Annotated in this window: 23 protein-coding genes and 16 tRNA genes; 6 read left to right on the top strand and 33 right to left on the bottom strand. The window is 38.0% G+C overall.

Annotated elements, in window-relative coordinates:
* Positions 1 to 11: 11 nt before the first annotated feature.
* The 25 genes from ACM40_RS11690 to ACM40_RS11575 form a co-directional block, all read right to left on the bottom strand.
* Positions 12 to 788 (bottom strand): ATP-grasp domain-containing protein, encoded by a 777-nt coding sequence (locus ACM40_RS11690; protein ID WP_048502983.1) that lies wholly within the window; start codon positions 786 to 788, stop codon positions 12 to 14.
* Between the two features lie 76 nt (positions 789 to 864).
* Positions 865 to 1,350, bottom strand: a complete 486-nt coding sequence (locus ACM40_RS11685; RefSeq protein ID WP_048502982.1) for a ribonuclease H-like YkuK family protein — start codon at positions 1,348 to 1,350, stop codon at positions 865 to 867.
* A gap of 103 nt (positions 1,351 to 1,453) precedes the next feature.
* Positions 1,454 to 1,524 (bottom strand) — tRNA-Trp (locus ACM40_RS11680).
* 8 nt (positions 1,525 to 1,532) lie between these two features.
* Positions 1,533 to 1,605, bottom strand: a tRNA-Gln gene (locus ACM40_RS11675).
* A gap of 103 nt (positions 1,606 to 1,708) precedes the next feature.
* A tRNA-Phe gene (locus ACM40_RS11670) sits at positions 1,709 to 1,781 on the bottom strand.
* 106 nt (positions 1,782 to 1,887) lie between these two features.
* Positions 1,888 to 1,961: transfer RNA gene (locus ACM40_RS11665), tRNA-Leu, on the bottom strand.
* 8 nt (positions 1,962 to 1,969) lie between these two features.
* Positions 1,970 to 2,043, bottom strand: a tRNA-Leu gene (locus ACM40_RS11660).
* Positions 2,044 to 2,317: 274 nt separating this feature from the next.
* A tRNA-Glu gene (locus ACM40_RS11655) sits at positions 2,318 to 2,389 on the bottom strand.
* 83 nt (positions 2,390 to 2,472) lie between these two features.
* A tRNA-Tyr gene (locus tag ACM40_RS11650) sits at positions 2,473 to 2,556 on the bottom strand.
* Between the two features lie 459 nt (positions 2,557 to 3,015).
* A tRNA-Asn gene (locus tag ACM40_RS11645) sits at positions 3,016 to 3,087 on the bottom strand.
* 5 nt (positions 3,088 to 3,092) lie between these two features.
* A tRNA-Ile gene (locus tag ACM40_RS11640) sits at positions 3,093 to 3,166 on the bottom strand.
* A gap of 96 nt (positions 3,167 to 3,262) precedes the next feature.
* Positions 3,263 to 3,334: transfer RNA gene (locus ACM40_RS11635), tRNA-Glu, on the bottom strand.
* A gap of 8 nt (positions 3,335 to 3,342) precedes the next feature.
* A tRNA-Pro gene (locus tag ACM40_RS20595) sits at positions 3,343 to 3,414 on the bottom strand.
* 66 nt (positions 3,415 to 3,480) lie between these two features.
* Positions 3,481 to 3,551: transfer RNA gene (locus ACM40_RS20590), tRNA-Asp, on the bottom strand.
* A gap of 7 nt (positions 3,552 to 3,558) precedes the next feature.
* Positions 3,559 to 3,632 (bottom strand) — tRNA-Arg (locus ACM40_RS11630).
* Positions 3,633 to 3,731: 99 nt separating this feature from the next.
* Positions 3,732 to 3,808: transfer RNA gene (locus tag ACM40_RS11625), tRNA-Lys, on the bottom strand.
* An 86-nt stretch (positions 3,809 to 3,894) separates the two neighbouring features.
* A tRNA-His gene (locus ACM40_RS11620) sits at positions 3,895 to 3,968 on the bottom strand.
* 854 nt (positions 3,969 to 4,822) lie between these two features.
* Positions 4,823 to 5,842 (bottom strand): tetratricopeptide repeat protein, encoded by a 1,020-nt coding sequence (locus tag ACM40_RS11610; protein WP_048502980.1) that lies wholly within the window; start codon positions 5,840 to 5,842, stop codon positions 4,823 to 4,825.
* A complete protein-coding gene (locus tag ACM40_RS11605; protein WP_048502979.1) occupies positions 5,835 to 7,541 on the bottom strand; it encodes a US12 family protein in 1,707 nt (568 codons plus the stop codon). Before ACM40_RS11605 ends, ACM40_RS11610 begins: the two co-directional genes overlap by 8 nt.
* Entirely contained in the window at positions 7,531 to 9,912 is a 2,382-nt protein-coding gene (locus tag ACM40_RS11600; protein ID WP_048502978.1) for a hypothetical protein, read from the bottom strand. Before ACM40_RS11600 ends, ACM40_RS11605 begins: the two co-directional genes overlap by 11 nt.
* Positions 9,903 to 10,646, bottom strand: coding sequence for a hypothetical protein (locus tag ACM40_RS11595; protein ID WP_048502977.1), 744 nt, complete (start codon positions 10,644 to 10,646; stop codon positions 9,903 to 9,905). The genes ACM40_RS11600 and ACM40_RS11595 overlap by 10 nt, the downstream gene beginning before the upstream one ends.
* Complete coding sequence (locus tag ACM40_RS11590; protein ID WP_048502976.1) at positions 10,619 to 11,752, bottom strand: AAA family ATPase; 1,134 nt, start codon at positions 11,750 to 11,752, stop codon at positions 10,619 to 10,621. The genes ACM40_RS11595 and ACM40_RS11590 overlap by 28 nt, the downstream gene beginning before the upstream one ends.
* 6 nt (positions 11,753 to 11,758) lie before the next feature.
* Positions 11,759 to 12,475 (bottom strand): hypothetical protein, encoded by a 717-nt coding sequence (locus tag ACM40_RS11585; RefSeq protein ID WP_048502975.1) that lies wholly within the window; start codon positions 12,473 to 12,475, stop codon positions 11,759 to 11,761.
* On the bottom strand, positions 12,465 to 13,109 hold the full coding sequence (locus tag ACM40_RS11580) for a hypothetical protein (protein WP_048503726.1): 645 nt from the start codon (positions 13,107 to 13,109) through the stop codon (positions 12,465 to 12,467). Before ACM40_RS11580 ends, ACM40_RS11585 begins: the two co-directional genes overlap by 11 nt.
* Positions 13,110 to 13,390: 281 nt before the next feature.
* The gene (locus ACM40_RS11575) at positions 13,391 to 13,780 is read right to left on the bottom strand and encodes a VOC family protein (protein WP_048503725.1); all 390 of its coding nucleotides are present in this window, start codon (positions 13,778 to 13,780) and stop codon (positions 13,391 to 13,393) included.
* 182 nt (positions 13,781 to 13,962) lie between these two features.
* Between ACM40_RS11575 and deoD the strand changes: the two genes are divergently transcribed.
* Entirely contained in the window at positions 13,963 to 14,673 is a 711-nt protein-coding gene (deoD, locus tag ACM40_RS11570; protein ID WP_048502974.1) for a purine-nucleoside phosphorylase, read from the top strand.
* Between the two features lie 112 nt (positions 14,674 to 14,785).
* On the opposite strand, the gene ACM40_RS11565 is transcribed toward deoD, so the two are convergent.
* The 4 genes from ACM40_RS11565 to ACM40_RS11550 form a co-directional block, all read right to left on the bottom strand.
* A complete protein-coding gene (locus ACM40_RS11565; protein ID WP_048502973.1) occupies positions 14,786 to 15,571 on the bottom strand; it encodes a TatD family hydrolase in 786 nt (261 codons plus the stop codon).
* Positions 15,568 to 15,912, bottom strand: coding sequence for a hypothetical protein (locus tag ACM40_RS11560; RefSeq protein ID WP_048502972.1), 345 nt, complete (start codon positions 15,910 to 15,912; stop codon positions 15,568 to 15,570). The genes ACM40_RS11565 and ACM40_RS11560 overlap by 4 nt, the downstream gene beginning before the upstream one ends.
* 134 nt (positions 15,913 to 16,046) lie before the next feature.
* Positions 16,047 to 16,697: a hypothetical protein gene (locus tag ACM40_RS11555; RefSeq protein WP_048502971.1), complete on the bottom strand. Its 651-nt coding sequence runs from the start codon at positions 16,695 to 16,697 to the stop codon at positions 16,047 to 16,049.
* Positions 16,684 to 17,412, bottom strand: coding sequence for a DUF434 domain-containing protein (locus ACM40_RS11550; protein WP_048503724.1), 729 nt, complete (start codon positions 17,410 to 17,412; stop codon positions 16,684 to 16,686). The genes ACM40_RS11555 and ACM40_RS11550 overlap by 14 nt, the downstream gene beginning before the upstream one ends.
* Before the next feature lie 164 nt (positions 17,413 to 17,576).
* On the opposite strand from ACM40_RS11550, the gene ACM40_RS20760 reads away from it, so the two are divergent.
* Entirely contained in the window at positions 17,577 to 18,428 is an 852-nt protein-coding gene (locus ACM40_RS20760; RefSeq protein WP_228376172.1) for a DUF4822 domain-containing protein, read from the top strand.
* A gap of 152 nt (positions 18,429 to 18,580) precedes the next feature.
* On the opposite strand, the gene ACM40_RS11540 is transcribed toward ACM40_RS20760, so the two are convergent.
* Positions 18,581 to 19,627 (bottom strand): MBL fold metallo-hydrolase, encoded by a 1,047-nt coding sequence (locus ACM40_RS11540; RefSeq protein WP_048502970.1) that lies wholly within the window; start codon positions 19,625 to 19,627, stop codon positions 18,581 to 18,583.
* A gap of 300 nt (positions 19,628 to 19,927) precedes the next feature.
* Between ACM40_RS11540 and ACM40_RS11535 the strand changes: the two genes are divergently transcribed.
* Both ACM40_RS11535 and ACM40_RS11530 read left to right on the top strand, forming a co-directional pair.
* Entirely contained in the window at positions 19,928 to 22,069 is a 2,142-nt protein-coding gene (locus tag ACM40_RS11535; RefSeq protein WP_048502969.1) for a TonB-dependent receptor domain-containing protein, read from the top strand.
* Between the two features lie 196 nt (positions 22,070 to 22,265).
* Entirely contained in the window at positions 22,266 to 22,472 is a 207-nt protein-coding gene (locus ACM40_RS11530; protein ID WP_048502968.1) for a hypothetical protein, read from the top strand.
* A 72-nt stretch (positions 22,473 to 22,544) separates the two neighbouring features.
* Here the strand turns inward: ACM40_RS11530 and map are convergent, their stop codons facing one another.
* Positions 22,545 to 23,309: a type I methionyl aminopeptidase gene (gene map / locus ACM40_RS11525; RefSeq protein WP_048502967.1), complete on the bottom strand. Its 765-nt coding sequence runs from the start codon at positions 23,307 to 23,309 to the stop codon at positions 22,545 to 22,547.
* 275 nt (positions 23,310 to 23,584) lie between these two features.
* On the opposite strand from map, the gene ACM40_RS11520 reads away from it, so the two are divergent.
* Complete coding sequence (locus tag ACM40_RS11520; RefSeq protein ID WP_048502966.1) at positions 23,585 to 25,162, top strand: Na+/H+ antiporter; 1,578 nt, start codon at positions 23,585 to 23,587, stop codon at positions 25,160 to 25,162.
* A gap of 63 nt (positions 25,163 to 25,225) precedes the next feature.
* On the opposite strand, the gene ACM40_RS11515 is transcribed toward ACM40_RS11520, so the two are convergent.
* A tRNA-Ile gene (locus ACM40_RS11515) sits at positions 25,226 to 25,299 on the bottom strand.
* A gap of 62 nt (positions 25,300 to 25,361) precedes the next feature.
* Complete coding sequence (gene mce, locus ACM40_RS11510) at positions 25,362 to 25,760, bottom strand: methylmalonyl-CoA epimerase (RefSeq protein ID WP_048502965.1); 399 nt, start codon at positions 25,758 to 25,760, stop codon at positions 25,362 to 25,364.
* Positions 25,761 to 25,854: 94 nt separating this feature from the next.
* On the opposite strand from mce, the gene rbfA reads away from it, so the two are divergent.
* Positions 25,855 to 26,214 carry a 30S ribosome-binding factor RbfA gene (rbfA, locus tag ACM40_RS11505; protein WP_048502964.1) on the top strand — a complete coding sequence of 120 codons (360 nt, stop codon included), beginning with the start codon at positions 25,855 to 25,857 and terminating at the stop codon, positions 26,212 to 26,214.
* Positions 26,215 to 26,216 lie beyond the last annotated feature (2 nt).

Below are 26,216 nucleotides of genomic sequence, written 5' to 3'. Positions count from 1 at the left end.
TTTTCATTTTTTTAGCTGGAAAAGTAGATATTCAATGCTTTGATAACACTTTTCACATTAGTATTGGGATAAAACCCGGAGCTGTTGATACAGTTTATTTCAACAATTTTCCAGCCTTCATCCGTTAAACAAATATCCATTACAAAGGCTTCTTCTAGGTCAAAAAGCCGGATCATTTCTTTTGCAAACATAAATCCGTCTTCTGCAACTTTTTCTTCGAAAGGAGCATCATCATTAAATTTATAATAGCCTCCATCGATTATTTGTCCGCCAATAATCCAGAGTCTTGCTTCTTTGATTGTACGTTTAGCTTCAGAAACCTGTACTAAAGAATCTTCTGTGATCCTATTTAATTTGTTTTCGACAGATTCAAAAACGAAATCTCTCCATTCTGTTTCTGTGAAAACTTTTCCAGTAAAAATTTTAGCTTCATTATATGGTTTAATGAATTTTGTTTCATTTTTTTTCCAGATTAATTCTTCTGAAATTTTATGGACTGAAGCTTTGTAATTCAGAAGGTTCTCCCCATAATGCCTGGAATATATTTCATACAGATGATTACCTCCGTAAAAAGATCCCGGAAACCAGTCTGTATTCTGCTTTGCTAATCTCGCAATCGTCACCGAACCATAGACAAAAACATCTTTTCTGTCTGTTACAAAATCTATTTTTTGTGTTGCTGGCGGAATATTAATTACATCATAATCAATATTCAGTTCTTCCAATGCATCAAAAATTTTATAATGATCCGGGTCCAGATATACATTAGCCTGAATTAAAAAATACATGGTTTAAGTTTTAAAGGGTTCTTTTTATTTGTTTTTTCACAGTCTTTGAAATTTCCGGTTTTTTCTCCATTAATGGTTAAACCATCATATCAGCACAATTGGAGCTTGCGAATGCATAAGGTTTTGCCTTAAACACATAGCCCATTCCCAGGATGTATCCCATTGCATCTTTCAATGCTACATTAGATTTAAAATCCGGGTCGGTATTAATGTCTGCGTGTACCTCCATTTCTACTCCATAAGCATCCAGAATGGCACAGATAGCGTAAGCAATTTCTACGGATCTGTTCACCTCATTCAGCATCCGCTCTTTGATACTGATCTTCTGTATTTCTCTTTCTTTTCTGATAAAGGTAAACGCTCCTTTTCCCTCACGAACGAATACGATTGCCGTTGCATAACTGATGGCATCGCCATATACATGAGAGTCTGAGCCCACGCATACTTTCAGACGGTGACCGTTGGCCTGTTCGCGGATAATGGCTTCTTCTACCAGCTGTGTGATAGGTTTCCGGAAAAAAATTCCTTTCATATTCTGCCATACTTCTTGTTGCGTTTCCATTTTTTCTACATGTTTTAAATTTGTTTTATTTTAATTTGTCAATGGTGAATGGTCAATTCGTTTTACTTGTCAATTTTAACACTATTACCAATTCACTTTCTTGCACTCCGAACAGGATTCGAACCTATACCATAAGTTTTGGAGACTGAGATGCTGCCATTACACTATCAGAGTAATTTCTGTCGACTCATCAGGATTCGAACCTGAACGACAAGAGTCAAAGTCTTGTGTGCTGACCAGTTACACTATGAATCAGGATAACTATGATTATAAATGATGATTGATGATTGATGATTGATGATTGATCAATGATATTTTTAGCTTAAATCCATCGTTTATCATTATTATTTATTTTCTGTGGAACAGGCAGGAATCGAACCCACGCCTCTAGTTTTTCAGACTAGCGTGCACACCTTTTACACCACTCTTCCGGATTTATAAGTAATGAGCAATTAGTAATAAATTGCATTCATTAAATTCAATATTGACCATTGACCATTCACAATAATTACTTACTATTCATTACTCATATTTCTGTACCTCTCCCCGGATTCGAACCGGGACTTTACGGGGTTTAAAGCCGTTTTCTCTGCCAGTTGGAATAGAGAGGCAACTCTTGTACGGAAAGAGGGACTCGAACCCCCAAAACCTTGAGCCTAAATCAAGTGTGTCTACCATTTCCACCATTCCCGCGGTTATTTATAAGTAATTGGTAATGAATAATTCAAAGACTTATTCATTTATTGAGTACTCACATTACTCATTGCTTATTACTTATTACTCATTATTAATAGGTCAGAGAAAGTCTGTCTCTTTAAAACTATGCCTGTTAGTGTCTGTAAGATCTTCTGCGCTTGACAAACTTTTCTCTTTCCTGTTTTTCTGTGAATGATCAAATCAATTTTATTTCTCAATCTGAACTTTCATGGTATTATATTCACAATTGACTGATGACCATTCACGTCTGTACTCCATAAGGGAATCGAACCCTTGTCGTCCGGTAGAAAGCCGGATGCACTTACCGTTATGCTAATGGAGCATTTAAACCAACCGACCAGGAATCGAACCTGAACAACAAGAGTACTTTTCCTGCATGCTGCCGTTACATTATCAGCGGTTTTGTGGAAGTAGCAGGATTCGAACCTGCTCAGCAATGAAGCAACAGATTTACAGTCTGCCCCGACTCTCCAGCTTCGGCGTACTTCCAGATATGATTATAAATGATAAGGGATGATTGATAAATGATTAACAAGCCTTGTGGTCGTTAAACAAATTATATCATTTATAAATTCTAATTTTTTGCATTTGTGAAGAAAAACAAAGCCTGTCTTTATTTTTAGTTTGATGTAAGAACTTCTACGCTCGACAAACTTTTACTTTTCTCCGGAACTAATCTCATTTTAGTTATTTGAGATGGTTATGGGATTCAAACCCACTCAGTTTTCACAGCGGTTTTGCAGACCGCCCGACTCTTCCACTTCGGCGAACCATCATTTTATGAGTAATTAGCAATTAGTAATGATTAATTTTCAAAATAACTTCTAACCCATAATTTCTAATAAAAAGAAAAAGGCTGTCGGTATTTTCCGTATTGGGCGTAAAGATCTTCTGCTCTTGACATACCTTTTTTCTCTTCTTTTGAAACAATTAACATTTAGTTTTTTGCGATTCCGGAAAGATTCGAACTTTCAACTTCCGGTTTAACAGACCAGCGCTCTACCATTGAGCTGCAAAATCATTTGTAATTCCGGAAGGACTCGAACCTTCAACCTTCGGTGTATCAGACCGACACTCTAACCACTTGAGCTACGAAATCGTTTTTTGTTTGTGAATGGTCAATTGCCAATTCGTTTTACTGTCAATTTTTAAAAATTCACTTGCAAAGCAATCCACCATTGACCATTCACTTTTGTACTCTATAAGGGAATCGAACCCTTGCTGTCTGCTCGAAAGGCAGGTGTCCTGGCCGTTAGACGAATAGAGCAAATTATGTCTGGAAAGCAAGATTCGAACTTGCGACCTCCCGTGTCCAAGGCGGGTAAACAACCACCGTTATCTTTCCAGTTTTCAGATTCACTTCAGTATTTTTTTCCGGGAGACAGCCGGAGCCAAATTTTCCGTAAATCTTTGCGGTCTATGCGGGAATCGAACCCGCAGTGCCCAAGAGACAGTCGGGCAGGTTACCATTACCTCAATAGACCTTTTTTGTAGCCTCGACAAGGTTCGAACCTGTAACTTACGGTTTAGAAAACCGATACTCTGTCCAATTGAGTTACGAGACTGTTTTACTTTGTGAATGGTCAATTGTCAATTCATTTTGCTCGTCAATTTTTCAAAATTCACTTACGAAGTAAAATTCACCATTGCCTATTCACGTTTAATGGTAATCCCAGAAAGATTTGAACTTTCAACCCCCGGTTTAAAAGACCGGTGCTCTAACCAATTGAGCTATGAGATTGTTTTTTTATGTGAATGGTCAATTGTCAATTTGCTTTGATTGTCAATTTTAAATTCACAATTCACCATTGACTATTCACGTTTATTTGGGGTATCTTCGGGGATCGAACCCTGTTCTCCGGTTCCACAGACCGGCGCTTTACCAAATAAGCTAAAGAAACCATAAAAAAAGCACCTCTTTCCGGGAGGTGCTGTATATATTTTGACGTGTCAGATCACTGAGACCTACGTATATAAGCACCTTTTTTATCTATAAATTCAATATCGAGAATCATACATGCATATCCTTTCGGCTCCTGTCCGTTTAGTCTCGAATACTGATTAGATATGTTATGTAATTGTTTCATTATATTCTTGTTATTTAAAAAGTTTTTGAATCCTGAAAACCTGTTGCTTTCAATTTTCGGTTGCAAAGTAAGTGTGATTTTTTTTAATCTCCAAATTTATTTCTCAATTAAAATATTGAAAATCAATTAGTTAAATTCAAAATTAAGCATAAGAAATACCCGTCCGCAATATCCTGCAGATTCCTTAAATACCTAAATGACTGTCTCTCATCGGGTTACTTATCACTCTTATTTATCGTATTAAATGTTCATTATTAATTAAAAAAATTTCGTTTGTATGGTTATTTTTTTTCATTCTAAATAATTTATGGCCTAAAACACAAGAAACGCCTCGAGTTATCGAGGCGTTTCTGCAGTATTTTGTTTAAATTCTTACGGGTTTATTGTAAATAATTTTCAAAGCAAGCACATTTAGCCTCATTCCATATCATCCATTCGTATCCGAATAATCCTTTTATTGAAGGGCTATCGCATAGATTTACATTGATATGTGCTCTTTGTTGTATCATGATTTTCTGGCGCAAAGATATGAAAAATTGTTTTTGAGAAATCAAATGATGCTTTTGTTTGCTAGGGGATAAGGTGGCTTCGAGTGCCTCAGCCACCTTATTTTTGTCGGTAAAACAGAACTGTGTTTAATTAATCTTTAAATTCTTAATTCTTCTATCTTAATTTCTCAATATCCTGTTTCTTCCTGTTTTAAACCTCGAAATATCCTTTAAAATTACGCTGTCATCAGGATTGAAATGCTTCAGTTCATTAATGATCTCTGAACGTGTACCTACTTTTTCTGTAATAATTTCATAAGCAATATGACGGGTTACAGCTTGAAGTTCAGGGGATTTTTTAAACTCGTGCTTCATTGCTTCAAGGTAGATCACCTTTTTATAGGACGGAGTATCCTGATAAATATTCCGAATCTCTTTTTCCAGTTTTTTAAGGTCAAAAACATTAGCAAAATAATTATTCAGGCAGTTGAAGGCGTCTTTGTCTTCGTTCCAGCCTTTGAGAAGAATTTTTTGAGCTTCTTCCGGCTGTTCCATTTTTTTGCTGTAAACTAATGAGGCTTTTACCATCTGATTGTTGGCTGCATAATCATCCGCAACCATCTGATAATAGCTCCGGGCATTTTTTATATCATTCAATTCTTTATAAAGGTCTCCTACTTTCTCTTTCTGCTGCATTTCCTTGTACAGATCAATTGCTTTTTTGTATTGTTTTGCTTTTTCGTAGCATGATGCCGCTTCTGATTTGTTGTTCAGTTTTTTAAGATAAACTGCTGCTGCCTCATTATAGAAACCGCTGTTTTCCAGGGTTTTTGCACCGCGGAAATTATCCTGAAGCAGGTTCATGTATACTTTCGCTGCTTTTTTATAATCTTTTTCTTCAATATATTTTTCAGCAAGCTCTTCGTATTTGTTTCTGATTCTGTCAAATAAGGAGGTTTCCAGATAAAAGTTTCCGCCACCGGAACCTCTTCTTCCCGAACTTTTACTGTTCCGCTCTTTATCCTTTAAAGCAGTAATCACAATCATAATAATAAAGGCCACAACCAGGAAAATAGCCAGTGTTCCCACTACACTCCAAAAACTTTCGTGAAAGAGCTGTGCTGCGATGCCAATGATCTTAAACACTGCCAGGATCATAAATGCAATCAGGAACTTATCTATAAATTTCTGTTTATTCATCGTCATCAGAGTTTAAAATGGTTTTGTCTTCGCTGAACAGGCGGTAAAGAAGAAGGATTACAAAGATCACCAGAATCCATACGAACCAGTTATAGCCAAACATTTTTACCAGCGGATAAAACAGATATACCAGCATGGAAACCAGCAGGACAGACAATGTTATCTTCACCCAAAACGGAACATTTTCCCCACCGAGGTTTAACGATTTCCTTCTAAAAATAAAAGAATAGAGTCCTACAGCCCCGAACATAAAAATCACGAGATACAGGATATCTGAAATCTTGGTTTTCTCTTTAGCACTGCTTTCTCCTGACTCAAGAGTTCCAATTTTTGAATCTTTAATCGGAGCCGGTGGAAGTTCTGTTATATCAAGTGTTCCATACAACTTCCCAAGAGAATCTGCCATGAGAACCTGCTTTTTCTTTAAAATAAATTTCACAATCTCACCGTTCACAGGTTTTCCTTTGGTGTACTGTTTAAGCGAATCTGAAATCCGCCGCTTCATGGTTTCCTCCTGCTGAACAAGATGTTTTGTAATTCTTTTTGAATAAACAATTTTCAGAGAATCCCTACTGTTTTGCTCCCTGGTATTCAGTTTTTCAATATCATTTCCAACCTCACCCAGGTTTCTACCTCCTGATTTTTTGTACCGCTCTCTTTCATTTTTATCTTTTGACATAGCGGCTCCAGCAGCAGTATATTCACTCGAAAGCTTTTTCCTTTCTTTTCCGTAAATGGAATCGATTTTCATGTCAATATCTGTTACTCCGGATTGATAAGCAATGATATCTGCCTGAAGTTTTTCCGTCCCGTTCATAATTTTCCCTGACGAAACAAGAAAATCTTCTTTCTGGGTCCTATCTTTATCCGACGGCATGAAAATTCTGAAAAGTATAGCGGTCACCACAACACCCCAAAAGATCCACCGGAAATTCCGGCTTCCTGCAGTTTCTTTCCGATCTCCCGAACCTCCGAACAGGGAACTCAGCCAGTTATCTCCAAAGGTAAATTTCCCAAAACCGTCACCACGGGAGGTTCCCATAATATCCAGCGGGACTCCTAGTTCTACAGCTCTGTCAGGGTATTTTTCTAAATATTTTAAATATTTTTCAATTTCTTTTTTGTTTCCTGCCATTACTTTTTTCAGGTCAAAAGGCAGATTTTTCATCCATTCTTCTTCACTTTTTGGCTGCTGAAGGGTTTCCAAAACTTTTTCATCATCCATTTCGACGGTGAAGCTTTCGATATACTGTGGAATTTTTACTCTGTTTGAAGGTTTTCTTACCTTTCCGATTGAAATTTCAGGTTCGTGTATCAAGGAAAGCCAATCTATTTCTTCCGTAAGCCTTACAAAACCAAATTCGGGATGCATCACCAGAAAGCGTGAACCGGCAGACTGCCAGTCTTCAGGATTAATTTTTGGGTAAAATATAGTATTTTCAGGGATAAAAAGTTGGTCTTCCACACACTGGAAATATGCATTCCTCCCGATTTCCTGAGGTGCTTCATCATAAAATACCAGCAGGCATCCGTACAGGACATTAGGCTGACCTGAAGGAATAGCATAGGACTTTATGCGGCTGAGATCTATTCCCAGTATTTCCATTTCATGAAGCCATATTCGGGGTGAAGGACCTTTAATCAAAAGGCCTTTTTTAGGATAAGTATTTTTAGGAAAAGGTTTTATTCTAAGCTCCATAATCCAGAATCTGGTCAATAAATGCTGTTAAATACTGAGTATACATTTCTTCCATCGTTCTCACTTTTAGTAGGGTCTGCTTTGGAAGGTAATATTCTGATCCGCCATATTCGATATGGGTCGCCAGGGCCAGAAATCCATACTCTGTGGAAGGAATATAAAATGTAGGGATTCCGGTATTGCTGCTTTTAAAAGTAAGCATGCCGCGGGAATCCGTAATTACCTCGCTGCCATCCTGAAATGTAAATTTATTTTTATTCTGCTCTGCAAGGATCTTTACTGTAAACCTGTTCTTATAAAGGTTCAGGGAGTTCTCGTATATTCTGCAGAGTTCATTTCCTGAAACCACCAGGTTATTGTTTTCATTAATGCCTATTCTGTTGAAGTTGCTGATGATCTTCATTCCGCTGCGGTTCAGCTTGGCTACTTCAATCTCTGCTTTTGCCACATTTTTATCTATTTCGTCGTCATCATTGAAAATGTTTTCTACAAATACATTTCCTTCCAGATTAATTTTATAAAGAGAGGAATTCGTAGGCTGGTGAAGGTAAAAATTCTTTCCGAAATAGATCAGGTGATAAGAACCGGGGATATTCAGTCCGGTAACGTTCTGCTCGGAATATTCTCTGGTGTTCAGATTAAGTTTTGAAACCAGCTTTTTATCAGCCTGGTACTGGCACAAAATAAAATGCTGCTGTTTGTTCTTGGCCAAAGCAAACTGTCCTCTCGGTTTCACCGAAATATCTTCAATCAAAACTTCGCTGCCATGATAGGTTTTATAATAGTCATAAGAATGCCTGTCATAATAATTATCGGAAAGATAGGTCTTCAGCAGCTGTTTTTTTGAACTCAGAATATAAAATTCGCCTTCGTATAAGAACTGGGCAATTTTATTGGATGGTGTGGGAAACAGGATGGGGTAATTCTGTGGAAGGTCTGTTTTCTTACCGTTGATCTGATGAGCTTTTTGCTTCCGCTGTGGCGGATTGGCCCATAATTCCTGCAAAGGAAGCTTTATTTTCTGAATATGTTTTCTTGCTCCTTTATGGTGTTTGTAGAAATTCAGTTCACCGTTGGAATCTGTTGTAATCAGGAATTTCAGCCTGTCCCTGTTTTCATGGATTACTTTCCGGATCTTTTCATCAGCAAGGTTTTCCTGATGGGTAATAAAGAACACTTCAAGGTCTTTTTCAGTATGTTCTTCGTTGAAGAATTTTTGCAATGCTTCTGAAACTTCCAGAACGGGGCTTACCTGATTAAGGTTTTCAATAATATGTTCCGGTTTATCCAGAGAAATCGGAATGCCTGCCTGTCCTAATGCAAAAACTTTACATTCCGAATGGGCTTTCGGATGTTTAATGATTGCAATAGCCGATGCAAATGCCAGGACTTTTGGTGTTCCCCAGTTTCTAAGGGAGGTATCGATTAAAATAATACGTTCAAAAATATTTTCTTCCGGCGGTATTTCTCTCTGAATGTACAAAGCTTCGTTATTGGCTACACGGTTCATGAAAACCTCATCTTCATTGGCAAATTCAGACAGAAGCATCCTGTGCAGATCTCCTTTGTTCGCCATATCAGAAATCCCCCCGATAGGCTGTTCGCCGGGGGACAAATGACGCATAGGAATTCTCAAGCCGCTCCATATCCTTTTAATGAGGCTGCCCACCTGAAAGGTTTTAGGTTCTTCGATCAGTTGCTGAATGAAGTCCTTATCTGTTTCTACAGTGGTTTCCTCTTCCACCACCTCGTCATCCAGCTCCGGTTCATCGATATGATCCCGCATAGCATCAACGATAGACTGCGTGGTAGAAAATCTTTCATTTAAAAGGTTAAGTGTACTCAGATCCCTGTTGATCGCTGATGGCCCTGCATATCTTTTCTCTGCACTTGCAGCCAGCATATGGGGTCTCCGGTAATAATTCGTGAGGATCATTTCTGCTTTCCCGGGAGACAGTCTGTTATGTGAATCCTGAAACAGGGTCTGAAGGAGTACTATCCTGTTTTGCCCCTGTTTATAGATTTTATTTAATGATTTAAGCTTTTCAAGAAATTCAATGCTTTTTTCTGCAGTGAAATCAAAATTTCCGATACTGTGAAAATCAGCGGTATGTTTTAAGGGTCCTGCGAAATCCGTATATCCGTCCTGCATTGCATACAACACCATAAGCAATGCCCCGAAAGGAGGCCATCCCTGCGGCTGAAGCTCTTTCAGAATCTCCATTACGTAAGGTCTGTAGGCTATAGCCCCAACACCCGGAATCGAGATAAGGTTATGATCATGGTACCCGGAATCTCCGGCGATATCCTCGTCGGTTTCCCACTCCCAGAAGTAGTTTTCGTATGACTGGAAATATTCGTTTAAATCCATTCTTTTGTTTTTTCAGTAAGACGGAATGAGCTTACAGACAGCGGCCGGAAATCTTCTTTTTTAATGGGAAGATATGTTCCGTCTTCATTCCATAACAGCCATTTGTCCAAACTTTTATTATACTGCTGCTGCAGAAGGGAACTCAGATTTTTAAATTCGAATTCAAAACCTGCTGGCAGAAGGTGCCCGTCTCTTGTCCAATAGGTTTTACCCGGCAGGCTTAACAGTGGTGTTCCGAGAAACAGGGCTTTATCATTAATCACCGTCCATTCAATGTTTTCAAGCTTAAAATTGGGTTGGGCGGGAATGCTTTCTTTAATTTCTGAAATTATGCTTAATAATGCCACAGCAGGATGTTCTTCACTGCCTGGCTTTAAACTGACCTTAGCTTTTTCATCTATTCCAAAATAATTCTGGTTGGATGCCGGAAAGGTAAGACGTAATGCCTTATCTATCGGTGACCACAGCAAAGCAGTTCTCATCTTTTTGTCTGGAACCAGTGCTCCTTTTTTAAACAAAAGTCCTTCACGAAGTTCGTACAATATGAAATTCGGCAGCTGCTGAATCTCCGGAGATGCGGTCTGCTCTTCGGTGAAACCTTTCAGCCATATAGTGTCTTCATCCACCGCAATATGGATGTTTTTCCAGTCTCTTATTGAGCCGAGAAAATCTTCATCGGCACGGGGAATTTCTGCACGGAATTCTTTTACACACTTTGAAGGATCTTCTGCCATAAACTTTCAATTTCTTGCTGTATATACTGTTTCTGCTCCGGATTCCTGATCCAGTCGCAGCGGGTCTGAAGGTATCTCAGTTTATCTTTGATCACATTCTGTTCTTCAAAGCTGAGCATTCCGCTGTTCCATTTTTCCACAAGGATTTTTACGTCTTTCATTACTTCCTCCGGATTCGGAGTTTTGTTCTGCATAGCCTGTGGGTGAGATTTCGGATGATCGTCTTTTTCAATGGTCCTGTTGATGATACCTTCAAGAATTTCAATCTGTTCTTCGGTATCCCAGATATGTTTCAGCACCCAAAGATCGGAGAGTACGGCTTCATTTCTTCCACAGATTAAAGCGCTGGCAGCAATCAGGTTCTGAAGTTTTACTGCTCTACGATCTGAAATAGCAATTCCTGTATTTCTTAAGCTGATGATGGTATTCAAATAAACTTCATAGATGGGCTTCAAATCTACTGTTTTACACAGGTTTTGAAGCTCCCTGATCTCGTCTGCAAAAATTTCCGGAATATCGGTTTCTGCTTCGTTTTCCAGCTTCCTTCCGGCCAGAAGGACTTGCTGAAGAAGTTCAGGGTTTACATAATCTACATTGATTCTAACCAGAAAACGGTCGAATAATGCGTTAAGCGATTCTTCTTCCGGGAGAACGTTACTTGCTCCCACGAACATAAGCGCCGGCAATTTTTTTGTCTCTTTTCCTCTTTTGAAGATTTTCTCATTCAGAGCAGTCAGAAGTGAATTCAGGATCGCGGAATTGGCATTGAATATTTCATCCAGGAAAATGATTGAGGCTTCCGGCATCATGCCTTCGGTATTGGTAAGAAGCTCTCCTTCTTTGAGTTTCCGGATATCAAAAGGACCGAAAATTTCGTTCGGTTCTGTAAAACGGGTTAATAAATACTCAAAGTTTCTTCCGTCTTTGACTGTTTTTGACAGTGTTCTTACAATGGCAGATTTTGCGGTACCGGGAGGTCCGTACAGAAATGCGTTCTCTTTTGCCAGCAGGCAGATTCCCAACAGATCCACAACATCATTTTTTCCTACGAAGGTATCTTTTACGTAGTTGAGAACGGTATTAAGTTTTGTAATATTTTGAGTCATCAGTATTTATTTAATGAAAAATCTTAATAATAAAAAGTATATAAATCCGCTAATAATCAATGAGAGCATCAGATCGATATAGAAAGTCAGCGGCAATTCGAAATATTTAAAAACCAATAAAAAATAGATCACCACAATAAACAGGGACAAGATCAATGACAGGTATGGAGACCAGGTGGTAATTATCATGAGTAACGCAATCACAATGAAATACATCATTGTAGACGCTACTATGTAAAAATGTTTCCCATAAGCATTATATTGACCGTGGAAAAATGCCACAAAATGTGAAAAATCCTGTTTTCCGGATAGTAATTCCCAGGTATGGGTACCCAAATCACTGAACATGGTCAGTGTATTATTTCCCAGAATAAAATTCACGATACCAAAGACAGCCAGGAAAAAAACTGTTGTCATGAGATGAAAAGCGACACTATTATTCCTGATTTTTGCTTCATGTTTTTTCTGTTCCGGACCGGTTAAATCAAAATCATCACCGAAATCGACATTGACATAGCTGGAAAGCGGTATATAACCATATTTAACCTCAACATCATTTTTGAGGGTATAGGAATACAAAGGTTTTGAGAATGACATAAACATATGAACTTCTTTAATCTTCTTTTTAAAGATGATCTTTTGGGCATAATATGCCAGAATACTGAAAATAAAAAAATAAGAAGCTGTTACAAAACCGAGTGTAATCGCAGTATTAATCTCCATGTTCAACAATCTTTAAATCTCTCCAATAGCCATCTTTATGCATTCCGAAATCCGCCATTAAAAGTTTATTAATATAGGGAATTTCGGCGAGTTCATAAGCTCTCTTTTCCACAATTCTCTCCAGATATAATTTCCGGTAGGTATTGTTCTTCAACTCTTTTTCCCAGTTGACTTTTTCCAAATCAAGATGATATCCAACCGCTGAATAATGAAACTGAGTAAGAATATCTTCCAGAATCTTAATCAACGGATCGTGTGAATCTGCACTATGCAGCAAAGATGCGATCTGTGGTAAAAACCTTAATGATAAATCCGCAGATAAAATGGAAGAAGTATCAGCCGGTATTTTCAACTTCGGAATCAGTTTATCCAGATCTTTTGCTGTATTTTTCCGGATAAGATAGAGCTGGGTACTGTGGTATAAAACTTTGGCACCCCAAACTGCTGCTTCTCTATGAAAAGGGATTTCCGCAGATAAAAACTCCAGTCTTTCTTTTTCAAATTCCGCTTCAAAATAATCTCCGGCTTCATTCTCTTCTTTTGCTGATATCTTTTGTAAATCTGAAAAAACAGTCATGCTGCCGCTTTTCCGCAGCAGAAAAATAGTATCCAAAAATGGGGAACCGGTTTGCATCATCTAACAAAAATAAAACTATTTCGCAGAGAATAAAATTTTATATGAATGATTAATAGTTAAATACCATTTCCGGTGTGGAATGGATAAAAAAGTTAATTAAATTAAGGACAAATTATTTTATACTGTATGTTATCCAGACTAGACACATAATTAACGTGGTTTTAATAAAAAACTAATCTGCTTGTAAACAAGTTGAAAATATTTGATGGGTTTGGGTTTCGGCGGCAAAGCCGCCGAAACCCAAACTCTAAATCCAGAAAATTTACTTTAAAAAGATATCATTCAGTTATTTCGATGATGTTATTTTCCGGATCCAGAATTACGCTTTCGTAGTATCCGTCACCTGTTGTACGAGGTTCACCAGCTATGGTATAACCGTCTTTTCTTAAAATTTCTGTCAGTTCATCTACTTTTTCCTTGCTTCCCGTAGAAAACGCCAGGTGGATAATCCCGAATTGCTGGGCATCATAAGAGTTTCCGCTGTCCTGAATATTGGGTCTGTTCATAATTTCGAGACGGCAGCCATTTTCAAAGCTTAAAAAATACGACTGGAAATGTTTTACAGGATTGTGGTATTTCTCATTGGAGACGGCTCCAAAATATTTCTGATAGAATGTTCTCATTTTTTCCAGGTCTTTTACCCAGATGGCAATATGCTCGATTTTCATTTGTAATTTATCTTTTAACATTGCTAAAATAATTAAGGAACCTGGGTAAATGCTACTGCTATATTGTTATTTTCCGGTTCTGTGTTAGCCAATAATCATTTTTTTCTCCTGCAGATTAAACAGAAAGTCTTCTGGATATTTCAATCTAAAAGTTGCTATCTTTGTTCCTTCAAAATAACATTATGAGTATTCACATCAGTGCAAAAAAAGGAGAAATAGCTAAAGTCGTATTGCAGCCGGGGGATCCGCTTCGCGCACAATATATTGCTGAAAATTATTTGGAAAATGCTAAACTGGTAAGCAAAACAAGAGGAATCTTTTATTATACAGGTCTTTACAAAGGTAAGGAGATTACTGTAGGAGCCAGCGGAATGGGCTTTCCGAGCATCGGGATCTATTCTTTTGAATTATTTACGGAATATGAAGTAGATACCATCATCAGAATTGGGACCTGCGGGGCTTATACTACAGATCTTAAGCTTTTTGATATCTTAAATATTGAAAATGCAGCCAGTGAAAGTACCTATGCAAAGTATGCATGGGAAATTGAGGATGAAATCCTTTCTCACCAGGGAAATATTTTTGAGACGATTAATGAAACTGCTCATGAGCTTTCTTTGGCGGCAAAAGCGATCAACGTTCACAGCAGTGATATTTTCTACAGAAAAGATCAGAATATTCCTGCAATTGCAACAAAATATAACTGTCCGGCAGTAGAAATGGAGGCTTTCGGATTATTTGCAAATGCCCAATATTTAGGAAAGAATGCTGCTACTATCCTTACGGTAACCGATATTATTCCTACCCACGAAAAAATTTCTGCTGATGAAAGAGAAAAAGCCCTTAAACCAATGATGGAACTGGCTTTGGAATCGGCGTTGAAAAGTCTTTAAAAGGCTGAATTGCAAAAAGGCAAAGAAGCGAAGAAGCAAATGGGTTAATACGATTTTGTCATTTTGCTGTCTCGCTAAAAAAAGAGCTTTACTTAATTTGTAGAGCTCTTTTTTATATTTTGAAAAAATTTCTTGTAGTTTCTGTGGTTTCGTCTGCAACTTCAGAAATGCTGATCTTCTTCCAATGGGCTATCGTTTGTGCCACATAAAGAAGAAAAGACGGTTCGTTGCGGCGATTCTGTGTTCTCGGCATATTTTTCGGAAGCATGAAAGGGGCGTCGGTTTCTATCATCATGCGGTCAAGCGGTGTATATTTAATGACAGCTTCGAGATGTTTAAATCTTTTGTCATCACTTATTGCTCCGGTAAATCCTAAATAGAAACCTTTATCAAGATAGACTCTGGCTTCATCCAATGTTCCTGTAAAGCAGTGAACAACGGCTTTTGGTAATTCAGAAAGATATTCATCCGTGATTTCATTAAATCTTTTAAAAGCTGATCTTTCATGAAGGAAAAGAGGTTTGCCAACTTCAACGGCCAGTTCCAGCTGAGCCCGGTAGCACTTTTCCTGAATGGGTCTTGGAGAAAAATCCCTATCAAAATCCAAACCGCACTCTCCTACTGAGACCACATGATCCAGTTTCAGAAGACTTCTGAGCTCAGAAATACTTTGTTGGTTAAAAGATTTTGCATCATGAGGATGAATTCCGGCTGTAGAAAATAAAATCTCAGGATAGTCTTCTGCAATTTCAGCAGATTCTTTGCTTCCGCGTATACTTGTCCCTGTGAGGATCATTTGTTCTACGCCATTATCCAGAGCGCGGTTGATAATTTCTTCCTGTTCATTATAGAACTGTTTATTGGTCAGATTAATGCCAATATCGATGTATGTATTCATTTGTTTTTGTTTTTGTTTTTGTTTTTGTTTCTGTTTTTATTTTTTATGTAAAAGTACCTTAGAATATTAGGGCCTTTCAGAACGTTTGCGAATTCTTTTTCAGAATAAAAGCCACGATAATCAGACTGCTTTTTTCCGTTAAATTCTTTTGTTATTTTCACCCAAATTATTTTATGTCGGCTTTTTCTGGCTTTTTTGAATTTAAATGTTTCACTTAACTGATCTTCTATGGCTGCTTTTTGTGTTCGCCTCCATTTCTTATTGCCATATTTTCTTAATTCCTGGGAAATTTTTCCATATTCACCAGCTCTGAAATTGCCTTTATTGTAAATATTTCTCATGATTTTTTATATTAGGGAATAAGTTATTGCTACTAATAAGTAAATTTGCTCTCCAGATAAACTGCTTTTTTCAGAATAATTTTGCAAAATTACTTTCTCAATACGCAACCTTTTTACGTAGTTAAAATTCTGCTTTATTCGTTGACAAATTTTTCCAGAAAACCTATCAGCTTTTTCCCTCCGTGGCTCCAGCGGATGCCGTGACCTTCTTTTTCCCTGACTTCAAAAACAAGTTCGTGCTTGTAATGATAAAAAACATTCCACCAGGTCCTGTTGTCCAGAATATGACAGATCTTTTCCATTACTTTTTCCTGTTTCTGCTGATTGTTTCCCCTGATCTCTCCCCAGAATTGATCATCCATCCTTCCGATATGTTTTTCCCAGGCTCTCTGCGCAATAGTTATTTCGCTGTTAAAAGGCTGGCAGCACGCATCAATCAGAGTTTTCCCTAAAGGTGGAATGGCATTTTCATCACGGATGCTGGCGGAAGTAAGACGCTGGCCAAGAATATTTAACCAGTGCTCAAACGGGATTTCTTCCAGCTGTAATGCTTTTACCTCATCAGGATCATTGCTTTGAAATACCCCGGTAAATTTTCTGAAACTTTCTGCCCGGTCTGTTTTAATTTCTTCATTAAAATAGGGAAAATCCCACTCCAGCTGGCCAGTCTTAAATTTCAGTATATTATTTTCTACAGCCTGTAGATGTTCTTCAGCAAGAACGGCATGGTATTTTTGCTTCCACGAATCTGAAATCAAAGGAATATAAGGTTTAAACAGATGCATCCTCAAACATTTTTATAAGGTTGACCTGCAGTTTCTCTTCAGTAATTAAATATCCGATGAGATTAAACCACGTTTTACAGTGATCCAATATCCACGCATCTGAAGATACTGCAATGTCTGAGTTTTCTGCCAAAAATTTATCCGGATTGTATTCCAGATCGGCTTCCCAGTTCAAGTTGTTTTCATGTGCAAAATCAAGAATAATTTCTTTAATTCTTCCGCTGTTTGAAACCGGCTTGTCAAAGATCCATATCAATTTTTGTATTTTGGTTTTTTGGAAAAATACAGCCACAAGCTCCACCGCTCTCAGAGTCTGATTTACTCTTTTATAGGTTCCGTGAACGCCTGAAAGATCACGAAAGCATCCATCGGATCCTTCAAAAATATAAGCCCCGGAGAGCAGACTTTCCATCAGAATGAGCACATTAAAACCATCGATGTAAAGGACTTTGCCTTCCAGTTCTGCCGCTTCCAGCTGTCTGAGTTTCCTGTCCTCTATTTGTTTTTCCGATGCAGAGGCTCCCCGTAACGCCTGGATCTGGCGGGTCTTCAGTTTATACCTGTTTCCCACCAGTTCTGAAGAAGCTTTCTCAGGATAATTCCGGGTCAATAAATACAGCATGTCCTGTGCTGCCATTTTCAGTCTGCCAAGTTGCTTTTCAGAGCCAAACAGCACATCATCTCCTGTATTTTTTCCACGGTTTCTGTTATTCATATTCAAAAATAGTTTTTTAAGCGGATATAATTCTTCTACTGATCTATGCTTTGTCAATTTACCTATATGAAATGAGGAGTTATACATTTTACAACAAAAGAGATATTCTGTACAACGTTTTGACTTTCATAAGGAATATGTTTGCAGAGATAAAAATATCAATTATGAATACATTGAAAAAATTCTGTTACCTGTTCACAGCTGTATGGATGCTATCTGCTTTTGTATCTTGCTCTGATAACGACGATATTGTTCAGGAAAAACCTACTCCTTCACAGGTTCTTTCCTCCACTCCCTGGGAAACGACCGAAGCTAAGGATAAAAATGGGAATGCAGTCGCCCTGACAGATGCAAGTGTAGCCAGCTTCGTTGGTTTTGCGTATTTCAAAGCTGACGGAAACTTTACCATCTATAATCTCAGTGACGCTTTAAGATCCCGCGGAACATGGTCTGTAGATGCCGAAGGAAAAACAAGAACTATTACAGCACTTAATCCTGACGGTACTTCCATTTTCAGCCGTGTGGTGGATATTCTTGTCCTGAACGGAAATGAATTCACTTACAGGATTCACACCAATCCGAATGATCCTTCCGTTTATTATGATATTATCCATACAAAAACGGCTCATTCGGAACCGGCGAACGGACAGCTTATCCTGGCTTCCACTCCATGGGAAACAACCGGAGCTAAAGATAAAAACGGAAGTCCGGTAGCTTTAACAGATGCAAGTGTAGCGGGCTTTGTAGGATATTCTTATTTTAAAGCGAACGGAACTTTCGCGATTTACGGGCTGAATAACGTCCTGAGGTCACAAGGGACATGGTCTATCTCTCCCGATGGGAAGAAAAGAACGATCACCGCTCTGGATGCCAATGGCAATGTGCTGTTCACAAGGGTTGTTGATATTCTTACTTTAAATAGTTCAGAATTTACGTACAGAATTATTCCTGATGCAGTAAATCCATCTGTTTATTACGACATCATCCATACGAAAGTGGCTCATCAGGAACCATAGTTTTTAATTTAGTTGATTATGAATGGAAAATCCGGCCCAAATTGGGCCGGATTTTAACTTACGCTTAGTTTTCTTCACGCAAAGTTCTATTTATTTAGTGTAAAGAAGAAATCCTTCTTCGATTGATTGAAGTATGGATGCGTATTTAATCATTACATCAATTCCTGCCACCACTTTTTCCAGGCTACTTTTCCTAGTTGGTTGAGATCTGCTTTTTCTCCTATCATCGGAAGTGTAACGGGTATACCGTTTTCTTCTGCGTATTTTGAAACCAGCTCCAAAGGTTCAAACCATGGATGCTGGGCGAGTTTAAACTTTGAATTATGAACAGGGATAAAATTTTCAGCCCTGAGCTCCTGAACTTCTTTGATAATCTGTTCGGGAAGGCTGTGAATGTATGGCCATTTTTCGTTATACTGCCCACATTCCATTACCGCGATATCAAAAGGTCCGTACTTATCTCCAATCTCTGTAAAATGATTTCCGTAACCGCTGTCGCCGCCAAGAAACAGCTTTTTAGACGGTGTCTGCAATACAAAGGAGGTCCAAAGTGAGATGTTCCGGTTGAGAAGGCGTCCGGAAAAATGTCTTGCCGGCGTCAATGTAATGGTAAAGCCCTCCGCTAAATCGATGCTTTCCCACCAGTTTTTTTCAATAATTTTCTCTGTCTCCCAGCACCAGTATTCGAAATGCTGTCCGGTTCCCAGGCCACAAATGACTTTACCTACTTTATCTTTCAGAGTCTGAACGGTTGAATAATCGAGATGATCCCAATGATCATGTGAAATAAGAAGAAAATCGATTTCCGGCATATCATCCGGTTTATAGTGGTCCGATCCGGCAAAGGCTTTTATGGAACCGGGCATTGGGGATGCATTGCCACTAAATACAGGATCTATCAGGAATTTTTTTCCATCAATCTGGATAAAATAAGAGCTGTGCCCAAACCATACCAGCACATTTTCATCGGATTTAAGATTTTTCAGGTCTGTTATGACGAAGGAAAGAGGTGATTTCGGACTTACATTATCTACTCTGCATAAGGTCTGGAAAAGTAATTTGGTCATGCTTTCCCCTTCCAGAAGGGCTGGTGTGGGAAGTATATTCTGGAATTTCCCGTTGGCATAATTGAACAGTGTGCTGAAATAGGTTTTTCTTTTTTCATTGGGAAACTGTCCCATTTGTTTTTTAAAATTCATTCTGTTGTTTTTTTGTTCCGAATCTTTTTTAAGATGATCAGAATAATAAATATATGAATAGATTTCTTATTTATAACATAAACGAACAAGGAGAATATTTACTTTAGATGATCATCATTTTCCTGACGCCTGAAGACCCTAGAATAAACAACAACTTATCAATCAGATCTTTCATACCGGCTTCCTAGACTGTATCATTTCATTACAAAAGCTATTATTTGTTAATTTTTTACTAAACTTTTCAGTTTGATGTAACAAACTTTCAGCAATAAATGTCTTATTGGTGAAATATCACTTTGAATGAAAATAATTATATCTTCGGCCGCTTTATTAATAGGTTCTTTCTTATTTGCACAAGCAAAAAATGATACCATCAAGCAGAAGGAAAATCAAATTGAAGGAGTTACCTTAACGGCAAGAAAACCTACCGTAGAATCTAAAGCTGACAGAACGGTGTTTAATGTGTCCAACAGCTCTATTCTTGCGGGAAATACAACCTGGGATGTCTTAAGAATGACCCCTTTGGTAAGTATTGATAATAATGATGCTGTAAAAGCGGAAGGGGAATCAGTAACGGTTTACATCAATGACAGAAAATCTGTTTTTACGGGTAAGGAATTAAAGGAGTACCTGAAAACGATTCCTGCAGATAATCTGATGAAAATTGAGGTGATCACAAGCCCTTCATCACGTTACGAAACTACCGGGTCGGTCATCAATATTGTCCTTAAAAAAAGAGACGACGAGGGAATGAAAGGCAGTGTAACCTTTAACAACAGACAGAATACCAAAAATTCGCAGTATACCAATCTTAACCTTAATTATCATAAGAAAAATTTCACACAGACTTTAATTGGCAGCTACAGCGACAATACTTATTTTCAAAAAAACACCAGTGTCAACAGCTTATATAAGGATAACGATGTTACCCGGATCATCAATGAAACCTTAGGCAGAAATCAGAGTCCTTCCCTATCTTCCACTTCTGAGTATGCACTAAATGATAAAAATAATATAGGCCTTATCCTTGAATATTATCAGAGTAAAAACTCATCTGCTTCTGATGCGGATCTCATCAGAACCAAAAATGATTCCCCGTTTGACGCTTACCATCAGAACCAGGACGTAACAGGGCGTTACCGAACGCTTGGAACGAATGTTTTTTACAAATATTACGATAAGGAAAAAAACAGGATTCTGGATGTGAACCTGGGAACCAACTACAATTCTCAGAAGAATACGAATGAGTTTTTAAAGACTTATGATACTTCATCAGCCATCAACAGATTGGGTATCAATTCTCATGAACAGACGCGAAATTATTATCTGAAAGTAGATTATACCCAGCCTCTGGGAAAAGGAGGCAGTTTTGAAGTGGGCGGAAAAATGGATTTCAACAATAATGTTATTCCCAACAGCTTATCCGGTAATAATGCTGATAATCTGCGTTCCAGTGATGTTTTTCATTACGAGGATAATATCAATTCCCTGTATGTAAATTACAGTAAAACGTTCTTCGAAAAACTGGAAACGAGAATCGGAGTACGTTATGAGCATATTGATTATAAAATGAGGCAGGATGTAGCCGGAACAGAAAGAAAGGATTCTTACGGTACTCTACTCCCGAATTTATTGCTTAAATATTCTTTTTCGGATAAATATGACCTGAGTTTAACGTATAACCGTAATCTTTGGCGTCCGTGGTATGCGGAATTCAATCCGTTCCTGGTGCCTACCAATGATGGAACATTCTCCCGGGGAAATATGGATCTGGAGCCTAACCCAAGCCACAGGCTTTATATGAAATTCGGATTCATGAAAAAATATTTCCTTTCTGCAAGGTATATGTATACGGATAAGGATTACTGGACCACTTTTGCCGAAGAAGACGGCCGAACGGTTACCCTGCCGGACAATCTTAACGGGAAGGTGCAGAAGTATTATCTTTTCGCCAACACCAATCAGACTTTCCTGAAGAATAAGCTTAATGTAAATGTCGGGATCGGATGGTACTATATCGATAACCATGATTTTAACGAAGTGAATAAGCTTGATAGCAAAGATTACATCAGCTATATGGGGGCTTCAGCCAATCTCTCCTATACCAATCTTTTTAACAAAAATATTAACCTGAGTGCATGGGTGGAAGTCTCTAACCAGAACAATGGAAACTCAATTGCCAACAGAACCAATATTTTCCACAACATCTCTGCAACGAAAATATTCCCTAAAACACGGATGGAAGTAAGCCTGCAGCTGATGAATATTTTCAGCAGACCTAATTTTGACGCGACAACTTACAGCCCGGAAGGAACTTTCAGATCGTCTTTGAAATCCGACTGGTACGGATTTTCACTTTCGTTTGTAAAACGTTTCGGAAATCAGAAAGTAAAAGGAAATACCAAAACAGACGTGGAGAAAAACGACGGCGGAGGAAAATAACGGAAATTACTCGTAAAATAAAGCCACCTGCATTGATGCAGGTGGCTTTATTTTATAATGATGTATTCAAATTATTTCCTGAGCATTTATGATGAATTTTTCGCTTTATTATAGGATTTAGAAATACTTATAAAAAATATTTAAATTGAATTTATAATTTTTATTAACTTCACTTAACCAATTAAAAATATTCATTATGAGAGATCTAAAGAAAATCGGAAGACAAAATTTAAAGGAAATTCAGGGATCAGGACCGATTCCTGTTCATCCATGTAATTGTTTTTGTTACATCAACAGCACCAAAGTTTGGAACGCCTGCAATCAGTATTGTCCCGGCGGAGAAGTTATCCCGGGGGTTGAAATTGGCAATGATCCAAAATGTGATTACAAGCTGCCTCTGTAAGAATCAGTTACCACTAAAAAGCCGCTCACAGTACTGTAAGCGGCTTTTTTTATATTTTATTTCCATTGAATCCTAGTTCAGAATCTCATTCATTTCAGTCAGGATAATTGGCTTTCCGTCGGTCACTACGATGGTATGTTCATGCTGTGCCATATAACCGCCTTTATTTCCTACCATCGTCCATCCGTCATTGAGCTCTACGGCAAGGTTTGAAGATGTTGAGATAAATGTTTCGATGGCCACTACAGAATTTTTTTTGAACCGTCTGGAATCGAAACGGTTTCTGTAATTCATCAATTCATCCGGCTGCTCATGCAGGCTTCTGCCAATGCCGTGCCCTCCAAGGTTTTTAATGACTTTAAAACCTCTTTTTTTAGCTTCCGTTTCCATAAGAAATCCAATATCAGCTATTCTTACTCCTCCTTTGATAGTATTGATTGCTTTCTGCAAAATATCTTTAGAAGCATCCACCAGCTTTTGATGAGAATGAATATCTTCTCCAATGATGAAAGATCCTCCGTTATCTGACCAATAGCCATTGAGTTCCGCTGAAACATCAATGTTAATAAGATCACCCTCTTTTAAAACCCGCTGATCAGTCGGGATACCATGACAAAATTCATTGTCCACACTTATACAGGTCCATCCCGGAAAACCATACGTTAAATAAGGTGCTGATTTTGCACCGAAACCGGAAAGGATCTTAGCTCCATATTCATCGATTTCTTTTGTCGTCATACCAGGCTGAGCATAATTGATCATCTCTTTTAAAGTATAGGCAACAGCCTCGCTTACTTTCTGCATTCCTGCTAATTCCTGTTCGTTTGTTATTGACATTTTATTTTCGTTTGATGGTAATTATAAAACATTTCAGTGATAAACACCCCTGAAAACTACAAAGTTAATAATTTTAGTTTCTTTTACTGTGAACAACATTAGTTATTATCCCTGAGCCTTTGAACATAAATTTCTAGCTTTGCTAACATCTGCCTGAATCAATCTATTGTTGATTTATGTTTTTGCCAAATAGAAGCATCAAAATTTACTGTCTCATTTATATAAGCTCAAAATTTTTCTAAAAATTTAATATATATTTATCTAAAAAATTACACATGTTAGAAAATTTCGAATTCTATCTTTTTTTAGTTCTGCTCATCACCATGCTTATTATGCTGGCTAAAAAAATTCAGGTTGCCTATCCTGTTTTGCTTGTGCTGGCAGGTCTTTTAATAAGCTTTATTCCAGGAGTACCACCCATAAAAATAGAACCTGAATTAATATTTATCATTTTTCTACCACCCTTGTTATATGAAGCAGCATGGTCAACTTCATGGAAAGAACTTTGGCGGTGGCGGAGAATTATTTTCAGCTTTGCTTTCGTCGTTGTATTTTTCACTGCTTTATCAGTTGCCGTTTTTGCTAACTATTTTATCCCGGGATTTTCTTTAGCTTTAGGCTTCTTATTGGGTGGAATTGTTTCTCCACCAGATGCAGTAAGCGCCGGAGCGATTTTAAAGTTTGTAAAAGTACCTAAAAGGCTGGCTTCCATTCTCGAAGGCGAAAGTTTACTGAATGATGCTTCTTCTTTAATCATTTTCCGCTTTGCTATGATTGCTGCTGCAACCGGACAGTTTGTATGGCATGAAGCAGCCGGAAGTTTTGTATGGATGTGCATTGGCGGTGTAGGAATCGGACTTCTAATTGCGTATATTTTTCTGAAAATGCACAAGATTTTACCCACCGATTCAAATACCGATATCTTACTGACTTTTATTGCCCCCTTTTCGATTTATCTGGCAGCTGAGCAGCTTCACGCTTCCGGAATTCTGGCAGTAGTAAGTGGCGGATTATTTCTCTCTTACCGAAGCCACGATTTTTTGAGTAGTGCCTCCAGAATACGTACTGTGACGGTTTGGGAGAGTCTTTGCTTTTTACTCAACGGGATTGTTTTTATGCTCATCGGCTTAGATCTGCCTGAGATTGTTTCCGGTTTAGGTGATACCGATATTTATACCGCAATAGGTTATGGAGTTGCCGTTACCGCAGTTTTAATTATTGTAAGGATCTTCGCAGGCTACGCAGCGGTGGTTACAACCTTAATTATGAGAAATTTCATCACAGTGGCAGACGCACAATCTCCCGGCTGGAAAACACCTATGATCATTGGCTGGACGGGAATGAGAGGCGTGGTCTCTTTGGCCGCAGCACTTTCTATTCCCTTAACTTTAGATGACGGAACTCCTTTTCCACAAAGAAATCTGATCCTTTTCATCACATTTGTCGTGATTCTTTTAACGTTGCTTGTTCAGGGACTTACCCTTCCGTTTTTATTGAAAAAATTCCCGCCTATAGACCGGGATTTTGTGAGAAGTGAAAAGGAAATCGATTATGAAATTCAAAACAGTCTTGCTCAGGTGGCAGTTGATAAAATCCGTAAAGATTATGCTCACAAAATAGAAAGCTTCCCCGCACTGAAAGATCAATTAGAGAAATACGAGAAACAGTTGAGCAGTTCCGAAATCATTATTAATTTCACAGAATACCGAAATATTTATATTGACATTCTCGAAACCCAAAGAATCTGGCTTATCAATAAAAACCGTGAAGAACTGTTATTAGATGAAGAAATCATCAGAAAACACCTACGATTACTTGATCTTCAGGAGGAAAGATTGAATATGAAAAGTTAGAGCTTACTACATAGAAAATAAAAACCGTAATACTTTTATTAGAGTATTACGGTTTTTTTATTGTGGTCCCACCTGGGCTCGAACCAGGGACCACCTGATTATGAGTCAGGTGCTCTAACCAACTGAGCTATAGGACCTCAAAACTTGGTTAAATTTTGTGATTGCAAAAATAGCAAAATTTATTTCACTACAAAACTTTTTATTGCTTTTCTTGACAAAGTTCTACCAGCACCCCATTCGTAGATTTCGGGTGCAGGAAGACAACTAATTTGTTATCAGCACCTTCTTTGGGTTCCTCGGAGATAAACTGGAATCCTTCTTTTTTTAATCTTTCGATTTCTTCAAGGATATTTTCTACACCGAATGCCAAATGATGAATCCCTTCGTTCTTTTTATCTATAAATTTGGAGATCGGACTTTCAGGATTACTGGCTTCCAGCAGTTCTATTTTACTTTCTCCCGTTTCATAAAAAGAGGTTGTCACTCCTTCCCTTTCCACACTTTCTTTTTTATAGGATTCCTTTCCTAATAATTTGGCAAAAAGCTCATCTGAAACGCCTAAAGATTTTACCGCAATACCAATATGTTCTAGCTTCATAAATACTAATAAATATAATTAAATCGTAAATTTGATACCGGAGCTGAATTTCAAAGGTATCAATTCAAACAAAAGTACTAAATTTGCATAACTTATGGAAAGTAACAGACAAAGAAAAGTAGCACAGATTATCCAGGAAGACTTCGCAGAGCTTTTCCGCAAACAGGCTTCAGAAAGCAAGCAGAGTATATTGGTATCCGTTTCAGATGTAAAAGTATCAGCGGATCTGGGTATTGCTAAAATTTATTTAAGTATTTTCCCGCAGGAATTCCGTTCTGCGGTGATGAAAGAAATTGAAGAAAACAAGTCTCAGTACAGAAATTTTATCGGTCAGAAAATGGCAAAACAGGTACGTATCATTCCGCAGCTTAACTTTTATCTGGACACTGCTCTTGATGATGTTGAAAAGTTGGAAAGAGAACTAAGAGGCGAAGGCGACAATCCGGTTTTATAAAT

The organism is Chryseobacterium sp. BLS98, from assembly GCF_001045445.1.
In the GTDB taxonomy this organism is placed as follows: domain Bacteria; phylum Bacteroidota; class Bacteroidia; order Flavobacteriales; family Weeksellaceae; genus Chryseobacterium.
Note: the sequence above shows the minus strand (reverse complement) of the source record. Positions and strands in the feature narration are given on the sequence as shown.